The 17,686-nt window shown below is 38.0% G+C and carries 16 protein-coding genes; 11 read left to right on the top strand and 5 right to left on the bottom strand.

Annotated features, from left to right (window positions below; all coding sequences use genetic code 11):
• The 6 genes from KFD70_RS08085 to KFD70_RS08110 all read left to right on the top strand — a co-directional run.
• Window positions 1-575: alpha amylase C-terminal domain-containing protein (locus tag KFD70_RS08085; RefSeq protein WP_431613107.1), on the top strand; the 575-nt coding region annotated here is incomplete at its 5' end.
• Window positions 523-1,653 (top strand): glucose-1-phosphate adenylyltransferase, encoded by a 1,131-nt coding sequence (locus tag KFD70_RS08090; protein ID WP_336450610.1) that lies wholly within the window; start codon window positions 523-525, stop codon window positions 1,651-1,653. The genes KFD70_RS08085 and KFD70_RS08090, both read left to right, overlap by 53 nt.
• Before the next feature lie 19 nt (window positions 1,654-1,672).
• Window positions 1,673-2,707, top strand: coding sequence for a GlgC family sugar phosphate nucleotidyltransferase (locus tag KFD70_RS08095; RefSeq protein ID WP_336450609.1), 1,035 nt, complete (start codon window positions 1,673-1,675; stop codon window positions 2,705-2,707).
• A 369-nt stretch (window positions 2,708-3,076) separates the two neighbouring features.
• Window positions 3,077-4,513 carry a glycogen synthase GlgA gene (glgA, locus tag KFD70_RS08100; protein WP_336450608.1) on the top strand — a complete coding sequence of 479 codons (1,437 nt, stop codon included), beginning with the start codon at window positions 3,077-3,079 and terminating at the stop codon, window positions 4,511-4,513.
• Between the two features lie 11 nt (window positions 4,514-4,524).
• Window positions 4,525-6,933: a glycogen/starch/alpha-glucan phosphorylase gene (locus KFD70_RS08105; protein WP_431613108.1), complete on the top strand. Its 2,409-nt coding sequence runs from the start codon at window positions 4,525-4,527 to the stop codon at window positions 6,931-6,933.
• Between the two features lie 327 nt (window positions 6,934-7,260).
• Window positions 7,261-7,815, top strand: a complete 555-nt coding sequence (locus KFD70_RS08110) for a GNAT family N-acetyltransferase (protein WP_336450606.1) — start codon at window positions 7,261-7,263, stop codon at window positions 7,813-7,815.
• Between the two features lie 34 nt (window positions 7,816-7,849).
• Here KFD70_RS08110 and KFD70_RS08115 read toward each other — a convergent pair whose 3' ends face one another.
• Window positions 7,850-7,993 (bottom strand): hypothetical protein, encoded by a 144-nt coding sequence (locus KFD70_RS08115; protein WP_336450605.1) that lies wholly within the window; start codon window positions 7,991-7,993, stop codon window positions 7,850-7,852.
• Between the two features lie 267 nt (window positions 7,994-8,260).
• Window positions 8,261-8,983, bottom strand: a complete 723-nt coding sequence (locus KFD70_RS08120; RefSeq protein ID WP_336450604.1) for a lipase family protein — start codon at window positions 8,981-8,983, stop codon at window positions 8,261-8,263.
• 195 nt (window positions 8,984-9,178) lie between these two features.
• Between KFD70_RS08120 and KFD70_RS08125 the strand changes: the two genes are divergently transcribed.
• Entirely contained in the window at window positions 9,179-9,964 is a 786-nt protein-coding gene (locus KFD70_RS08125; protein ID WP_336450603.1) for a MerR family transcriptional regulator, read from the top strand.
• Between the two features lie 38 nt (window positions 9,965-10,002).
• Here KFD70_RS08125 and KFD70_RS08130 read toward each other — a convergent pair whose 3' ends face one another.
• Window positions 10,003-10,785 carry a TIGR00266 family protein gene (locus KFD70_RS08130; RefSeq protein WP_336450602.1) on the bottom strand — a complete coding sequence of 261 codons (783 nt, stop codon included), beginning with the start codon at window positions 10,783-10,785 and terminating at the stop codon, window positions 10,003-10,005.
• 502 nt (window positions 10,786-11,287) lie between these two features.
• Here KFD70_RS08130 and cspD point away from each other — a divergent pair.
• Window positions 11,288-11,488, top strand: a complete 201-nt coding sequence (gene cspD, locus KFD70_RS08135; RefSeq protein ID WP_242144281.1) for a cold-shock protein CspD — start codon at window positions 11,288-11,290, stop codon at window positions 11,486-11,488.
• A gap of 44 nt (window positions 11,489-11,532) precedes the next feature.
• On the opposite strand, the gene KFD70_RS08140 is transcribed toward cspD, so the two are convergent.
• Together KFD70_RS08140 and KFD70_RS08145 are read right to left on the bottom strand one after the other, a co-directional pair.
• Window positions 11,533-12,264 carry a TraR/DksA C4-type zinc finger protein gene (locus KFD70_RS08140; RefSeq protein WP_431613109.1) on the bottom strand — a complete coding sequence of 244 codons (732 nt, stop codon included), beginning with the start codon at window positions 12,262-12,264 and terminating at the stop codon, window positions 11,533-11,535.
• A gap of 238 nt (window positions 12,265-12,502) precedes the next feature.
• Window positions 12,503-13,456 (bottom strand): 1,4-dihydroxy-2-naphthoate polyprenyltransferase, encoded by a 954-nt coding sequence (locus tag KFD70_RS08145; RefSeq protein WP_336450600.1) that lies wholly within the window; start codon window positions 13,454-13,456, stop codon window positions 12,503-12,505.
• 193 nt (window positions 13,457-13,649) lie between these two features.
• Here KFD70_RS08145 and KFD70_RS08150 point away from each other — a divergent pair, with 193 nt between their 5' ends.
• The 3 genes from KFD70_RS08150 to menH are packed head-to-tail and all read left to right on the top strand — an operon-like array spanning window position 13,650 to window position 17,604.
• Window positions 13,650-15,044: an isochorismate synthase gene (locus tag KFD70_RS08150; RefSeq protein ID WP_336450599.1), complete on the top strand. Its 1,395-nt coding sequence runs from the start codon at window positions 13,650-13,652 to the stop codon at window positions 15,042-15,044.
• The gene (gene menD, locus KFD70_RS08155) at window positions 15,041-16,795 is read left to right on the top strand and encodes a 2-succinyl-5-enolpyruvyl-6-hydroxy-3-cyclohexene-1-carboxylic-acid synthase (protein WP_336450598.1); all 1,755 of its coding nucleotides are present in this window, start codon (window positions 15,041-15,043) and stop codon (window positions 16,793-16,795) included. Before KFD70_RS08150 ends, menD begins: the two co-directional genes overlap by 4 nt.
• The gene (gene menH, locus KFD70_RS08160) at window positions 16,792-17,604 is read left to right on the top strand and encodes a 2-succinyl-6-hydroxy-2,4-cyclohexadiene-1-carboxylate synthase (RefSeq protein WP_336450597.1); all 813 of its coding nucleotides are present in this window, start codon (window positions 16,792-16,794) and stop codon (window positions 17,602-17,604) included. The genes menD and menH overlap by 4 nt, the downstream gene beginning before the upstream one ends.
• Window positions 17,605-17,686: the final 82 nt, after the last annotated feature.

Consider the following 17,686-nt stretch of genomic DNA (forward strand, 5'->3'; position numbering starts at 1 on the left):
CGGGTAAGAAATTGCTCTTTATGGGTGGGGAATTCGGTCAATTTGATGAGTGGAAAGATCTTGAGGATTTAGATTGGAATTTGCATGATTTTGAAATGCATCGTTCTATGCATGATTACTTTAAAGTGCTCATAGCATTGTATAAGCGCTCTAAGCCACTTTGGCAGCTGGATCATTCACAGGAAGGATTTCAGTGGATCGATGCTGATAATAGAGAACAAAGTATTTTTTCGTTTATTCGTAAAGGGGATAAGGATGAAGATATCCTTGTCGTTGTATGTAATTTTACTAACATTGTGTACGAAAACTATAAAGTGGGCGTACCAGAATTCCAGTATTATAACGAGATTTTAAATAGCGATGATGTAATATATGGCGGCTCAGGACAGGTGAATAAAAAACGGCTGAAGGCAATAGATGAGCCGTATCATAACCAGTCTGCTCATGTAGAAATAACAATTCCACCACTTGGGGTATCTATTTTACGACCAGTGAAAACGAGAAAGGGGAGCAAAAAACAAGATGGTTCAAAAGCAGACGTGCGTAGCAATGTTACTAGCAGGAGGAAAGGGTAGTCGTTTAAGTGCCTTAACAAAAAATTTAGCAAAGCCAGCTGTTCCGTTTGGCGGCAAGTATCGAATTATTGATTTCACTTTAAGTAATTGTGCAAACTCTGGTATTGAAACGGTTGGAATTTTAACGCAGTATCAGCCACTTGAGCTTCATAGTTATATTGGAATCGGTAATGCTTGGGATTTAGACCGTGTGAATGGCGGCGTGACTGTATTACCCCCGTACTCGGAATCTTCAGGAGTGAAATGGTATACAGGAACAGCTAGTGCGATTTATCAAAACTTAAACTACTTGCATCAGTACGATCCTGAATATGTTCTGATTTTATCAGGGGATCATATTTATAAAATGGATTACAGTAAAATGTTAGATTACCATATTGAAAAAGAAGCGGATGTTTCGATTTCTGTTATTGAGGTACCTTGGGACGAAGCAAGTAGATTTGGAATTATGAATACGAATGAAGAGATGGAGATTGTTGAGTTTGAGGAAAAACCACAGTTCCCAAAAAGTAATCTTGCCTCGATGGGCATTTACATTTTTAATTGGGCGATCTTAAAAGAATATTTAGAGATGGATGCAAGAAATCCAGATTCTACGAATGACTTCGGAAAAGATGTTCTTCCTCTTTTACTAGATGAAGGAAAGAAATTAATTGCTTATCCGTTCCAAGGGTATTGGAAAGATGTTGGAACTGTTAAAAGTTTATGGGAAGCCAATATGGACTTGCTTCGTGATGAATCTTTATTGCACCTAAATGATCGTGATTGGCGCGTTTACTCAGTTAATCCCAACGAACCACCACAATTTATAGCTGAGAATGCCAAAGTAGAAGAGTCATTGATAAATGAAGGATGCGTTATTGAGGGAGATGTAAAGCATTCTGTTTTATTCCAAGGTGTAACGGTAGGAGAAGGTAGCCTAGTTATTGATTCCGTTGTTATGCCAGGGGCTCGAATTGGAAAAAATGTTGTGATTGAAAAGGCGATTGTTGGCTCAGGTATGGTAATTGAGGATAATACCGTGATTCGATCAGAAAAAAATGTAGATGAGATTGTATTAATCGCAGAAGGAAAATAGACAAAAGGGGATGAGATACATGGGAGAATCAATGTTAGGAATTATTAATGCAACAGGGAGCTTTCCTTCTTTAAAGAAAGTAACAGAACACCGTTCACTAGCTGCGCTACCATTTGGAGGGCGTTATCGTCTCATTGATTTTATGCTTTCAAATATGGTTAATTCCCATATTCATAGCGTAGCGATTTTTACGAGTCATAAAAATCGTTCCTTGATGGATCATCTCGGATCAGGAAAACAGTGGGATTTAGATAGAAAACGCGACGGCTTATTTTTATTTCCTCCAAATTGCCAATGTGATCAAGATGAGTTTGGTTCCTTCGCTCATTTTAGAAGACATATTGATTATTTTCTACGTAGTAGACAAGAGTACGTTGTCATTACAAATAGTCATCTTGTCACAGCAATCAATTTTCAAGCAGTGTTAGAGAGACATATACATACGGAAGCGGATATTACGGAAGTGTGTCATGAAGGAGTTCCCCTACAAACCTATGTGCTTAAGAAACAGCTATTATTAGATTTATTTGAAACGTATAAAGATATGGAGCATTATAGTTTATTTGATGTTGTTAGAGAAAAGCGAGGAGAATCATTGTACATCGGCACATATGAACATATGGGGTATGTAGCAGTGATCGATTCGATTGAAAGTTATTATAAACATAGTTTAGAAATTTTGCAGCCTTCGATTTGGAAACAGTTATTTACGAAAGAAGCACCGATTTTTACAAAGGTAAAAGATGAACCACCAACACGTTATATGAAAGATGCTAAGGTGAAAAATACAATGATTGCAAATGGAAGTATTATTGCAGGGAAAGTTGAGAATAGTGTTGTATTTCGTTCGGTTAAGGTTGGAAAAGGTTCAGTAATTCGAAATAGTATTATTATGCAAAAGAGTCAAATTGGAGATAATTGTATATTAGACGGTGTTATTATTGATAAAGATGTTAAGATTGAGGATGGTGTAGTTTTAACAGGAACACCTGATAATCCGCATGTTGTGGAAAAGGGGAGTATCCAAAGTCAAAATGTTACTAGTTATTCTTGAAAACTCAATATAAAGTGAAACTTTAATCTGTGGTGGGGGGCTTCATCCCCCACTGCCCGTTAATGCGGGATAAATGAAAATATGGATTAAAACATACTTTTTTTGTTGGGAGAGAGGATCCGGCGATGGGGAGAAGCAATCAAAGCCTTTTTTGGCCCCATGCCATGTGAAACCAAAAGGAGAAAATGAGTGGAGCACTTCTTTTGATTTCAGAGCTGTAATTGTTGAGTAGGAAAATCGAAATAGAGTTATAGAGCCAGTGGAATTGGATTCACTGGCTCATCATGATATGAATTTAAAATCCGAAGGGAGGAAGCTGTAAGAAGGGCGGATCAAGGTGTACACGCTTTTCAGGCAGTGGAACAACACGTGAATATTTTATTTGCAGTATCAGAATGCGTACCGTTTATTAAATCAGGAGGTTTAGCAGATGTTGCGGGTGCACTTCCAAAAGAATTGAAAAAATTAGGGGTAAACGTCCGGATTATACTTCCAAACTACAGTCTTATCCCTAAGCATTTACGAGAAGCATGTACGCTTCATAAGGTAATTAATGTTCAGCTTGGCTGGCGAAACCAATATTGTGGGATTTTAAAAGGCGAGCAAGATGGGATTACGTATTACTTAATCGATAATGAGTATTATTTTAAAAGAGATTCTCTGTATGGACATTATGATGATGGAGAACGCTTTTCTTTCTTTTCTAAAGCAGTGTTAGAGTGTATGCCACATTTAGATTTTGAAGTGGATGTTCTTCATAGTCACGATTGGCATACAGCGATGGTAAATTTCTTACTCCGTGAAAAATATGGGGACAACCCGTTATATGAACATATTAAAACCGTATATACAATTCATAATTTGCAGTTCCAAGGTGTATTTCCACGTGAAGTTATGCATGATTTACTGGATCTTGGTGATGAATATTTTCATAGTGAACAGCTTGAATTTTATGGGAACGTTAACTTTATGAAAGGTGGCATTATCGCTTCAGATCGTATTACAGCAGTAAGCCCGACATATAAGGAAGAGATTCAATACGAATTTTTTGGTGAAAAACTAGATGGTTTGCTGCGTAAATATAATGATAAGCTGAGCGGGATTGTAAATGGCATTGATACGAGCGTATATAATCCGAAAACAGACGCATTTATTACTGCGCAGTATGATGCTGAGTCGCTATATGATAAGCAAGAAAATAAACGTGCATTGCAGCGTTACTTTGGTTTGCCAGAAAAAGAAGATACACCACTCATTTCAATGGTAACGAGATTAACAAAGCAAAAAGGTCTCGACTTAGTGCGTACTGTCTTTCATGAAATGATGGAAGAGGATGTACAATGTATCATTTTAGGATCAGGAGATTCTGAGTATGAGCAATTTTTTGAGTGGATGGCATATGAGTATCCAGAAAAAGTGAAAGTGTATATTGGTTTTAATGAAGAGTTAGCACATCAAGTATATGCAGGTAGTGATTTGTTTTTAATGCCATCACTATTTGAACCGTGTGGACTTGGACAACTCATTGCACTGGCGTATGGTGTTATTCCAATTGTAAGAGAGACTGGAGGCTTGAATGATACAGTTCAGTCTTATAATGAGAAAATGGAGACTGGAAATGGCTTCAGTTTTAGAAATTTTAATGCTCATGACATGTTACATACGATTCGTCGTGCGCTGAAGTATTATCATAATAAACCGGTATGGGAACAGCTTGTAAAACAGGCGATGACAGAAGATTATAGCTGGAAAAAGTCAGCTCTTGAATACAGGGAATTATATAAAAGTTTGCTGAAACACTCTTAGGTGGTGAAAAGATGTTTACTCATGTTGAAAGCTTTAAAGCAGCTTTTTTAGAAAAACTAGAAACGATGTATGGAAAAAGTTTCAAAGATTCTACTAGTCGTGACCAGTATAATACACTTGGGCATATGGTACGTGAGTATATGAATCAACACTGGATTGCAACAAATGAAAGGTACCGGACAGGGAATCAAAAGCAAATGTATTACTTATCTATTGAGTTTTTACTTGGCCGTTTGCTTGGTAGTAATTTACTAAATTTAGGAATACGTGATGTATGTGAACAAGGCCTTTCAGAACTTGGAATTTCCTTGAAAGAATTAGAAGAAAGTGAAGCGGATGCAGGGCTTGGTAATGGAGGACTCGGCCGCCTTGCAGCCTGTTTTCTTGATTCATTGGCATCTTTAAATCTTCCTGGGCACGGATGTGGTATTCGTTATAAGCATGGTTTATTTGATCAGAAAATTGTCGATGGATATCAGGTGGAGTTGCCTGAACAGTGGCTTCGTCATGAAAATGTATGGGAAGTCAGGAGACATGATCAAGCTGTGGAAGTAAGTTATTTCGGACAAGTGGAAGCTGTGCAAATCAATGACCGTTTAGAATTTCGTCATACTGATGCGGAAGTCATTATGGCGGTGCCTTATGATGTTCCTGTTGTTGGGTATGAAACAGATACTGTGAACACACTTCGTCTTTGGAATGCAGAACCAGTTCCTTTCCCGCAAAACTGTAAAGATATTTTGAAATATAAACGCGAAACAGAAGTGGTATCAGAATTTTTATACCCAGATGATACGCATGATGAAGGGAAAATACTACGGTTAAAACAACAGTATTTTCTTGTATCAGCAAGTTTACAAAACATTGTTCGCATGCATAGAGAGCGAAATGGAACGCTTCGTAATTTACATGATAAAATTGCAATTCATATTAATGATACACACCCGGTCCTTGCGATTCCAGAACTTATGCGTATTTTATTAGATGAGGAAAAGCTCTCTTGGGAAGAAGCGTGGGATATTACAATTCAGACGATTTCTTATACGAACCATACAACATTATCAGAAGCTCTTGAGAAGTGGCCGATTCATATCTTTAAATCATTATTACCACGGATTTATATGATTATTGAAGAAATTAATGAACGCTTTTGTCATGAACTATGGGAGCGATATCCGTATGATTGGAAGCGGATTGAAGACATGGCGATTATTGCACATGGTCTTGTGAAAATGGCGCATTTAGCAATTGTCGGAAGTTATAGTGTAAATGGAGTCGCAAAAATTCATACGGAAATTTTAAAACAGCGTGAAATGCGGTTATTTTATGAATTTTACCCAGAAAAATTTAATAATAAGACAAATGGCATCGCGCATAGACGCTGGCTTATGAAAGCAAATCCGCAGCTTACCAATCTTATTTCAGAAGCGATTGGAGAGGGGTGGAAGAAGCAGCCGCAGGGATTACAACTGCTACAAGATTACCGGTACGACACTGCTTTTCAAGATAAGTTACAAGATGTAAAGCAAGAGCGTAAACATATTTTAGCAGAGCGTATCCGCAATAACATGGGGGTTATTGTTGATCCAAGTTCCATTTTTGATGTACAAGTGAAACGATTGCATGCTTACAAAAGGCAATTATTAAATGTGTTACATATTTTATATTTGTACAATCGTTTGAAGGAAGATTCTAGCTTTTCGTTTTATCCGCGTACATTTATTTTTGGAGCGAAAGCATCGCCAGGCTATTATTATGCGAAAAAAATTATTAAATTAATAAACGAACTTGCTAGAAAGGTAAATGAAGATCCGTATGTGAGTCAATATATGAAAGTTATCTTTCTAGAAAACTACCGTGTTTCACTGGCTGAAGATATTTTTCCAGCAGCAGATGTAAGTGAGCAAATCTCAACGGCGAGTAAAGAAGCATCCGGAACAGGGAATATGAAGTTTATGATGAATGGAGCAATTACGCTTGGAACACTGGATGGAGCCAATATTGAAATTAGGGAAAAGGTAGGAGATGAGGCCTGTTTTATCTTTGGCTTAACAGCGGAAGAAGTGCTTCATTATTATCAAAATGGTGGCTATCGTGCAAATGATTATTACCACCACAATATGCACATTAAAAAAGTAGTGGATCAGCTAATAAATGGCTTTTTCCAAAATGTCGGAGCTGAATTTGAAGCAATTTATGATTCTCTTGTCATCCAAAACGACGAATACTTTGTTCTTCGTGATTTTAGTCCATATGCAGAGCGTCAAGAAGATGTAGGAAGAGCATATGAAAACAGAAGAAAGTGGCTAGAAATGTCAATCATTAACATTGCACAATCTGGGCACTTTGCGAGTGATCGAACGATCTTGCAATATAGTAGTGAGATTTGGGGTATTGGTGATGGGGTTAAGCTTTCGTGAGTTGAAGATATAAATTAAAAACCTTTCTTTTTAGTTGGGAGAGAGGATCCGGCCTTGTGTAGAAGCGGTCAGATCCCTTTTTAGTCCTATGCCACGTGAAAACAGAAGGAGAAAAAAGAGTGGAGGTCATTTTTTTTCTTCATAGCAGCGACTTATATGCCTAAAAATCAAAATGAATATATAGAAATAATATAGAGCCCCTTGTGAAGATTTGGAGGGGCTTTTATCTGTGGATTGGAGAATATAAAAATAAGTACGGGATATTTTAGTATGGAATTCTTTTTATATGAAAAAGTGGGTAAAATAATTATGAACTGAGGTGGAAGTATGCAAAATAGCTATGAACTTCCGAAATTAGAAACAAAGCGTCTGCTACTAACAAAAATAGATATGTCTCATTTAGACGATTTATTTGAAGTCTATTCGAACCCTCAAACGATTACATATGTACCTCGAAATGTACACAAAAATAAAGAAGAGACTCATAGTTTATTGGAAAAGATGATGGAAACAACAAAGGAAGGTAAGTCTTTTGTTTGGTCCGTTATTTTTCAGGAGAACCAAAAAGCGATAGGAACTTGTGGTATTTGGACATTACCACACAATAGTGCTTCTTTAGGAGCGGTTATCAGTCCGCTGTATTGGGGAAAGGGCTTCATTGTTGAAGCTTTAGAAAAGCTCATAAAGTTTGGTTTTCAGGAGTTAAGTTTGAATCGTATTGAAGGAAGGTGTGATGTGAAAAATATAGCGTCTGAACGAGTGATGCAAAAGTTAAAGATGACCTATGAAGGAACATTGAGACAAAGTATGCAAATTAATGAGAGATATTGTGATTCTAAGGTGTACTCTCTTTTGAAACAAGAATATGATAGCTCCCGGTAAAATCAAAAAGCTTGGAAGTTTCCAAGCTTTTTGATTATTTCACTATAGAGATATAAGGCGTCACCGAATACAGCATACCAGTTCCCCCATATTCCTCCGTAGCAAAGTATGAGAATGTAAAGAAACCTGTAACTGCAAATAATAGAACAAGAAAAAGTGCAAAGAAATATTTTAGCATGTATGGTCCCCTCATCCGAAGTTAGTTACATATATAAATCCAAATTGAAAAACGAACATCAAACCATTCTTTTCATATGGGTGAGAGCGTCCGGCCATGCGTAGAAGCGGTCAGTGCCTTTTAGCCCCATGCCATGTGAAAACAGAAGGAGAAAATGAGTGAAAGTCTCTGTCTGTTCTTCATAGCCATCATTCACCTGTTAGAAAATCAAATTGGATTTATATATTATTATAATATACTACCACTTTATTTCCAAATGTTTCCGGTTTAAAAATGAGAAGTCAGACATGTTTTGTATGTTGTCATGGCATGATTGTTGGTGATAGATTTTGTATTTTTCGTAAATGTCATGTTGTGATGAACATGTGCATACTCCCAGTCATGGTCATTAAAATGCACTTTGCGCGGGGGAAGAAGCGGGACGACATCGAATAAATTAACAAAGCGAAAGCTACTTGCTACTTGCATTTTATAGTAGTTTCGAAAAGTAATATCGCCAACTTTTGGAGAAGCAAAGTTATAGAGACCATATTGTGCAAACGCAGTATTCACTCGTGCGTCTAATATGTGCAGTGTGGCAAGTGCCCCGCCTAGGCTATGTCCTGTGGCGAGCAGCTTTTTATGTGATGGCAAAGATACGAGCATATCCATAATCGTATCACGGCATGATTCATAAATAGAGAGAAAGCCGTTATGGACGTTCCCGCTGTTTAATGCGTATGGATAAGGTTTTTGGTTTACAAGTGAATCAATCAGCCACTCAGGATCCGTCTGTGTTCCCCGAAAGGCAACAATGATGCTATCTTCAGATTCTAATATGAAGCCAAACCATTCTGTCGTTTGCATTACCTTTGCTTGAAAACCTTGTACATATTGAAAATCATCAGGTATTTGAAAAACACCATTTTGTTTATATTGATCATATGTTAACTCGCAGCAAGAAGCTAACAATATGGCAGTATCTTTATCAAAGGATAAAGGAGCACGCATCAAGGAAGCCCTCCTTAAGAAGAAGTAATAGTTCAATATATGAGTGGAGATGGGGAATCATTCTTTGAGCGGCTTGAAAACAAAGTGTAATGAAAAGTGAATATGTTTTACTAATTAACACTTGAACCTACAGTTACGTGAGGGAGTATGATGGGAGTAACCATATCGATAAAAAGAATGTAGGGGGAATAACAGATGAGTAACAATGAAAATTATTCAATTGGAGAGTTTTCGAAACAAACAGGCACATCAGTACGAACACTACATTATTACGACGAAATTGGGTTGCTTACACCTGAAAAACATCCTAGTTCCGGGCATCGTATCTATAAAAAAACAGATATATTAACATTGCAAAAAATTGTGAGCCTAAAATTATTAGGATATAGCTTAGATGAAATCTGTGTAATGGTAAATAGGAAAAGCTTTAACGGAAGCTTGAAAGAAACATTACAAAGTCAGAAAAAGGCTTTTGAAGAAAAAAAGAGACATATCGAAACTTCTTTAAAAGCGATTCATCGAACGATTACTTTATTAGAGGACGAAGGACAAATAGACAGTGACATTCTGATGACGTTAATTCGGAATATACAAAAAGAAAATGAACAACGCTTATGGCTTGAAGAATATATGGATAAGGAAGTTGTTGATCGGTTATACGATAAGTCCGAAGAAGAGATGGTGGCATTGGATAAAGAATTTATCGAGTTGTCTAAAGAGGTAAAGAGACTATTTGGAAAGCCAGCCCATGATCTGGAGGTACAAAAGCTTGTTGATCAACATATGAAGGCAACTCTTGCATATGTTGGGGAAGAAGCGTTGTATTCTTTTGGAACATTAGAAAATATGGAGGAACAATATGAGCAGATGATTCCTTCTCCATATACAGCGGAAGAAGAGGACTGGTTAAACCGAGCGATGGAGTATTATATGATGCAAAAGGGTATGTATAGTCCAAATGAAGTAAAAACAGATAAATAAAAACAATCGCTACGTCTTATGACGTAGCGATTTGAATTTTACTCTTTTCCATCAAGAAGGCGACCAAGTCCTCCTAAAACGCTACCTTCCCCGCTGCTTTGAGCTGCAGGGTTTGTAAGGCGTGCAGCTAAACGGCTTAATGTCAAGGATTGAAGCCAAACCGTTCCAGGCCCTTCTAACGTTGCGAAGAATAAACCTTCTCCGCCAAATAGAGCAGTTTTTACATTGCCTACAAATTGAATATCATAGTCAACATCTTTCGTCATTGCAACGAGGCAACCTGTATCGATACGTAATCTCTCGCCAGGTTTTAAGTCTCGTTTATAAACTGTTCCACCTGCATGCATGAAAGCAAGTCCGTCACCTTCAAGTTTTTGCATAATGAATCCTTCTCCGCCGAAAAAGCCGCTACCGATTTTTTTCGTAAATTCAATTCCGATCGAAACCCCTTTGGCTGCGCAAAGGAAAGCATCTTTTTGACAAACTACTTTGCCTTGATATTCTCTTAAATCAACTGGAACGATTTTTCCAGGATATGGCGCAGCAAATGATACGTGACGTTTGCCATGACCTGTGTTTGTAAATATTGTCATAAACATACTTTCACCTGTAACGAGACGCTTTCCAGCACCCATTAGTTTTCCGAATAGGCCGCTAGACTTTCCACCCCCGTCACCGAATATTGTTTCCATTTCAATATAGTCTTCCATCATCATCATCGCGCCAGCTTCTGCGATAACACTTTCCTCTGGATCTAATTCAATTTCAACGAACTGCATATCATCGCCATATAATTTATACTCAATTTCATGTGCCTTCATTTTTTTCACCTCTTATGTAGTGGATACTAATATTGTACAGAAATTAAAGAGATTAAAAAACTATCGTTTTGTTAATTTTCAAACAAAAACCCATTTTGATTTTTCGACATATAAGTTGCTGTTATGAAAAGAGAAAGTTAATCAGCGCTTGTTTTTCCTTTCGCTTGGTAATAATGGATCTAAAAAAGGGTCTGATCTTTCTATACATGGCCGGACGCTCTCTCTTATCTAAAAAGAAAGGTTTTATATCAATTCGTATTTGTGTATTTTCCAGATTTTGTGAAGAATTTAAAAAATATGAAAAAAATGCTGAAATGAAAGTGTTCTCATTTGACGTTTTTGATAGAGCGTGATATAGTGAAATCACTATTGAGCTACATAATGTGGTACGGAAATAAAGCGTGTTTAATTCAAGGCATTAGGTCTGAGATACATTCATGTCCTTTATATCCACCTTTTCATGTGGATTCATAGTTTCATTTTTATTTAGGAGGTACATGACATGCAAACTGGTAAAGTTAAATGGTTTAACAGCGAAAAAGGTTTCGGCTTCATCGAAGTTGAAGGCGGAGACGATGTATTCGTTCACTTCTCAGCGATCCAAGGCGAAGGCTTCAAAACTTTAGAAGAAGGTCAAGAAGTTTCTTTCGAAATCGTTGAAGGTAACCGTGGACCACAAGCTGCTAACGTTACAAAAAACTAATTAGCTAGCGAGAAAAAAGCATTCCGAATTTCGGAATGCTTTTTTTATGCCTTCGAACCAGACTCATCAGAAGATAATTCTCCTTTATAAGTACGTTCTTCAAAATCATCTAGCATTTGTTCATATTCCTCATGCTCTTCTGTCGCGTATACTTGCGGGTTCTTTCCATACATATCTGTTCCGATGAAGTTCTCGAAGTCTTCTACATAACCACGTGGCTCTTCAGCATCTACATACATTTCATTAAAGTTTTTTGAGTCACGGCGTTCTAAATCGGATGGCGTTTCTGATGTTCCGTATAAAGCAACATCTTGCCAAGCATCCTCTGCATCGTATCCTACAGCACTGTCCATATCATATTTGCCAAACGGTGGCTCTACTAATTCTTCTTCAATAGGGCGTGCACTCATGTTTAATTTATTTGTTGTATGTTCAATACAAGTTGTAGCAGTCGGCATTGCTTTTAATCGTTCTAGTGGAATGTCTTTGCCAGAAACTTCGCAAACACCGTATGTGCCAGCTTCAATTTTTTGCAGGGCATGCTTTGTATCTTGCAACTGCTTATTCCATAATTCAATCAGTCCGAAATCTTTTTCTCGTTCATATAATTCTGTAGCCATGTCGCCAGGGTGGTTATCGTAAGCTGATAATTCTCCAACAGATTCCCGTTCAGAGGCGCGATCTTCATTTTCATGATTTTGAAGCGTTTGTTCTAATTCTTGTTGTTGCTTTTCTAATATGGATTTAAAGTGATTGACTTGTTGTGGAGTTAACATTGTATCCACCTTCCTACAATTCGGTTTCTTTATGTAGTATGAGCCGGATTACGGGAATTATGAGGGGGAATTTAGGGAGTGTATGGCGTCGTAAAATGTCGAGCGGTCGATATGTTGTGTCGAATCGTCGATATATTTCAATTTGCGCTGATATATTTGAAGTTACGGTTGATATATTTGAAAAAACGCCGATATATTTTGAAAAAGAAAAAGGAGAGCTGCCTAACAGCTCCCTTCCTTATAGGAAATACCCAAGTAATAGGCCGATTCCCATTAAAAATCCGAAGATTGTATTTGTTTTTGCAGTTGCAACCATTGCAGGTGCCATTTCCATTGGAATGCTTTTGCCGATAAATCCTTTTGTCGCTTTAAATGCTTTCGGTGCACTTAGGAATACAATCAACATCCATGGAGATACGATTCCAACAATGATGAGGGCAATCGTCCAAATGTAGGAAACGATAAACATAGAAGCAAGGACACCAATTGCATTTTCACGTCCAACGATAATTGCTAATGTGTTACGACCGTTTTCTTTGTCTCCATCTAAATCACGAATGTTATTGGAAAGTAAAATTGCACCAATTAAAATCGAATTTGGAATGGATACTAAAATAACTTCTGATGTTACAGTTCCAGTCTGAATGAAGAAAGAAATACCAATAATAATAACACCCATAAATAATCCTGCTGTTAATTCTCCAAAAGGTGTATAAGCAATGGGAATTGGGCCACCTGTATAAAGGTAAGCAACAGCCATACACACAAGACCGATTGCAGCAAGCCACCAGCTAGAGTTCATACAAATATAAACGCCTAATAGCATCGCGATACCGAAAAATCCAAATGCTAAGTTCAGTACTGTTTTTGGCTGAATACCGTCGCGGACAATTGCACCGCCGATACCAACAGAACCCTCATGATCTAATCCTCTTTTATAATCAAAGTATTCGTTAAACATGTTTGTTGCCGCTTGAATGAGAAGACAAGCAAGAAGCATGATAAAGAAAAGAGGGAGATGTATTTGATTAATACCTCCTACTTGCATGGCATACGCTGTTCCGATAAAAACAGGAACAAAAGCAGCTGTTAATGTATGAGGACGTAATAAACTCCACCAAATGCGCCAGCCTGTTTGTTTATTTGGCTTTGGCGGCATAGGAGGGGAATTTGTTTCAATTTTCATTTCCATTTTGAATCCTCCTAGTTCACATAAAGTACACAATTAAGTGTAGGAAAAGCATCATTTAGTGTCAACGTTTATTTTTCTAGGAAGAGAAGGTGAATTTCTCAGAAATGCTAAACGTTGACAGGCCTTTCGTTTGAGGTGTATCTTAAAATCAAGCGTATTTATGACTATTTTTCGCCCATAGGGGGGAGACATTGTGATTCAGACGAAACAAAAAGATTTACAAGAAATACTTACTGCAGCGATTGAATCTGCGACTGATGAAAAAACATTGGTCAGTTTTGTAAAACAAATAGATTGGATGGATCCGCTTCTTTTTTATGCAGCAGGAAAAAAGGTTGCATCCGAAAATAGATGTTATTTTGCAGACCCAGCTCAGCATGTTATTTTTGCTGGCATTGGCTCTGTTTTCACTATAGCAAAATCTTCTGACGAGCGCTTTGAAAATGCCTGTGAAGAGTGGAATAAAGTGCAGGAGAAAGCAATTGTTCACAGGGAAGAGTATGAATTTGGAACGGGTCCACTTTTATTTGGTGGTTTTTCATTTGATCCAGAAAAAAAGCAAACGGATCTGTGGAAAGAATTTAAAGATGCAACATTATCGTTACCTGCTTTTCTTTTAACAGTTAAAAATGAAAAAGCATGGTTAACGATAAATACATTTATTTCAGCTGAAGACTCTGTACAGATGGTTTATGAAGAAATTGTTTCTTCAGAAGAAAGAATTTTACAAGAATGTAAAGGGCCGCTTACAGAAGCGAAATTAACAGTAACTTCTAAAGTAGAAGTTGATCCAAAGGGCTGGATGAATGCAATTGTAAAAGTACAAGAAGAAATGAAAAAAGGAAGCGTACAGAAGGTTGTATTAGCAAGAGAGCTAAAACTAGTGATGGATCGAAATATTGATTCTGCTCGTGTTTTAGAAGCGCTCCGCATCGGGCAGCCGGATTGTTACGTATTTTCCTTTGATTATAAAGGGGCATGTTTCTTAGGAGCAACACCTGAAAGGTTAATTCGTAAAGAAGGTGAGAAATTTACATCGATGTGTCTTGCCGGCTCGATTGGTCATGGTAACTCTATAGAAGAAAGTAAGCAAAATGGCGAGATGCTTCTTCATGATGAAAAGAATTTAGCAGAGCATGGCTATGTAGTAAATATGATTCGCAGCGTATTAAATGAACATTGTGAGTTTGTTACTATTCCAGAGCGTCCAGGATTATTAACAACAAAAAATTTACTACATTTATATACACCAGTGGAAGCGAAAGGTGATGCATCCCTTCTGACAATGGTAGAAGAACTGCACCCGACGCCAGCTCTTGGCGGCACACCTCGCCACGCGGCGATGAAATTAATTCGTGATGTAGAATTATTAGACCGTGGATTGTACGGAGCACCAATCGGTTGGATAGATGAAAAAGGGAACGGTGAATTTGCAGTCGCGCTGCGCTGCGGATTATTAAATGGTGATAAGGCATCCTTATTTGCCGGTTGCGGTATTGTGATTGATTCAGTTCCGCAACTTGAATATGAAGAAACAAGTTTGAAGTTTAGACCGATGCTTGGTGCTTTGGAGGAATTAATGAAATGAATAATCATATAGAAGCATTATCATATTATTTAGGCGCATTTGTGGACGAACTAGCGCGTTTAAATGTATATGATGTCGTCATTAGTCCAGGCTCACGGTCAACACCGCTAGCCTTATTAATGGAGCAACATGAACAGATCCAAACGTATTTACATGTAGATGAAAGATCAGCTGCCTTTTTCGCGCTCGGTATTGCGAAAGCCAAGCATCGTCCTGTAGCAATTTTATGTACATCAGGAACAGCGGCAGCGAATTACTATCCAGCAATTTGTGAAGCTTTTCATTCACGTGTACCACTTCTTGTTTTAACAGCAGACAGACCTCATGAACTAAGAGATGTTGGTGCACCGCAGGCAATGAATCAATTGAATTTATATGGCTCTTTTGTAAAACAGTTTATGGAGATGGCACTGCCAGAAGCTAGAGATCCTATGTATCATTATGCACGTATGACAGCTGGGCGTGCTATCGCAAGTGCATCGCTTGCACCGAAGGGACCTGTCCATATTAACTTCCCGCTTCGGGAGCCACTCATTCCTAATTTCTCTTTAGAGAATTTATGGGAAAAAGGTCGTAGTGAATATACAGGGGCCGTTCATCAAGGAAATATGACGATGACGAGTGAATATGTAAGTTCTCTTACAGAGCGCCTTTCAAGTATGGAAAAGGGGCTTATTGTTTGTGGAGACGATAGTCATCCAGAGATTGCTGAAGTGATTACGCAGTTTGCTGAAAAAACTGGTTATCCGATTTTAGCAGATCCACTTTCCGGCCTCAGAAGCGGCGAGCATGATAAATCAATGGTAATGGATTGCTATGATACATTTTTACGAAACGAATTGTTAAAGGATACATGGAAGCCAGAAGTAATCATTCGTTTTGGTGGTATGCCTGTATCAAAAGCATTAACACAATATATAAAGAAACAAGAGGTTGCTATCCATATCGTTGTAGATGAGTCAGGAAAATGGAGAGATCCAGCTCTTGTAGCGACGGAAGTTGTATGTGCAAGTGATGTCTCGTTCTGTAAAGCAATGATAGATCATATGCAAAAGCAAGAAAAGAATGATTGGTACGGGATGTGGAAATATATAAACGATAAGGCGAAGGAACAGCTTCGGGAAATCGAAACATATGAAACAGCATTTGAAGGAAAAGTGATTACAGATATCGTGCATGTACTGCCAGAGGGAGCGACTTTATTTGCCAGCAATAGTATGCCAATTCGTGATACAGATACGTTCTTCTTTACAACAGATAAAAGAATCAATGTAATGGCAAACCGTGGTGTGAATGGTATTGATGGGATTATTTCAACAGCTCTAGGCGCTAGTATGGTTTGTGAACCGCTTGTATTAGTCATCGGTGATTTGTCATTTTATCATGATCTAAATGGACTATTGGCAGCAAAATTACATGATTTAAATGTAACAATTGTTGTTGTCAATAATGATGGTGGCGGTATTTTCTCATTCCTACCGCAATACGAGTCAAAAGAACATTTTGAATCATTATTCGGGACGCCGCTTGGACTTGATTATGAACATGTTGTAAACATGTACGGTGGTTCATTCGCACGTGTAAATGGCTGGGACGCATTTCGTGAAGAAGTACAAAAAGGAACAATTGAAAAAGGATTACACGTTGTAGAAATTTGTACGAATCGTGACGAGAACTTACAGCTGCACCGTGATTTATGGGCAAGTACATCGAAGATTGTTACAGAGATTTTGCAAGGTGAAGCGGAATGAAAGTAATGCTAGAAGGTGTAACGTATGAATATGAAGTGGTAGGTAGTGGAGAACCGCTACTACTTCTTCATGGTTTTACGGGTAGCATGGAAACGTGGCGTCCATTTATTTCTTCATGGAGTCAGCAATTTCAAGTGATCTTAGTTGATCTTGTTGGACATGGAAAAACAGAAAGTCCTGAGGAAATGACGCATTATGATATTCAAAACGTGGCACTGCAAATGACGACACTACTCGATCATTTGCATATTGAAAAAGCACATATACTTGGATACTCAATGGGCGGAAGACTTGCGATTACGATGGCGTGTTTGTATTCAGAGCGCGTGAAGTCTCTTTTATTAGAAAACTGTACAGCTGGGCTTGAAATGGAAGCGGATAGGGAAGCACGTCGCATAAAAGATGAACAGCTTGCAGATCGAATCGAATTCGAAGGTATAGAATTGTTTGTTAATTTCTGGGAAAACATTCCGCTGTTTGCAACACAAAAGAAATTACCAAATGATATGAAAGAAGCAGTTCGAAAAGAGAGACTAGCCAATATCCCAAGAGGACTTGCCAATAGTCTTAGGGGCATGGGAACAGGGGTGCAACCTTCATGGTGGAATCAGCTTGAAAGACTCAAAATGCCCGTTCTTTTAATGAATGGAGAGTATGATCAAAAGTTTTTTCAAATCCTCGCAAGCATGAAAAAATGCATCCCGCACGCGAAATTTGTCAAAATTGATGGAGCTGGTCATGCAATTCATGTGGAACAACCGCAAAAGTTTGGTACAATAGTAGAGGGATTTCTAAAAACCATAAAGTGATGCTTACTTCCTTCAAGGGAAGTAGCGCTCATAGAGCGGCTAGTGGAAAAACATTAGCACAAATAAAAAGGAGGTAAGAGTA

This window comes from Bacillus pfraonensis (genome assembly GCF_050768835.1).
GTDB classification, from domain to species: domain Bacteria; phylum Bacillota; class Bacilli; order Bacillales; family Bacillaceae_G; genus Bacillus_A; species Bacillus_A pfraonensis.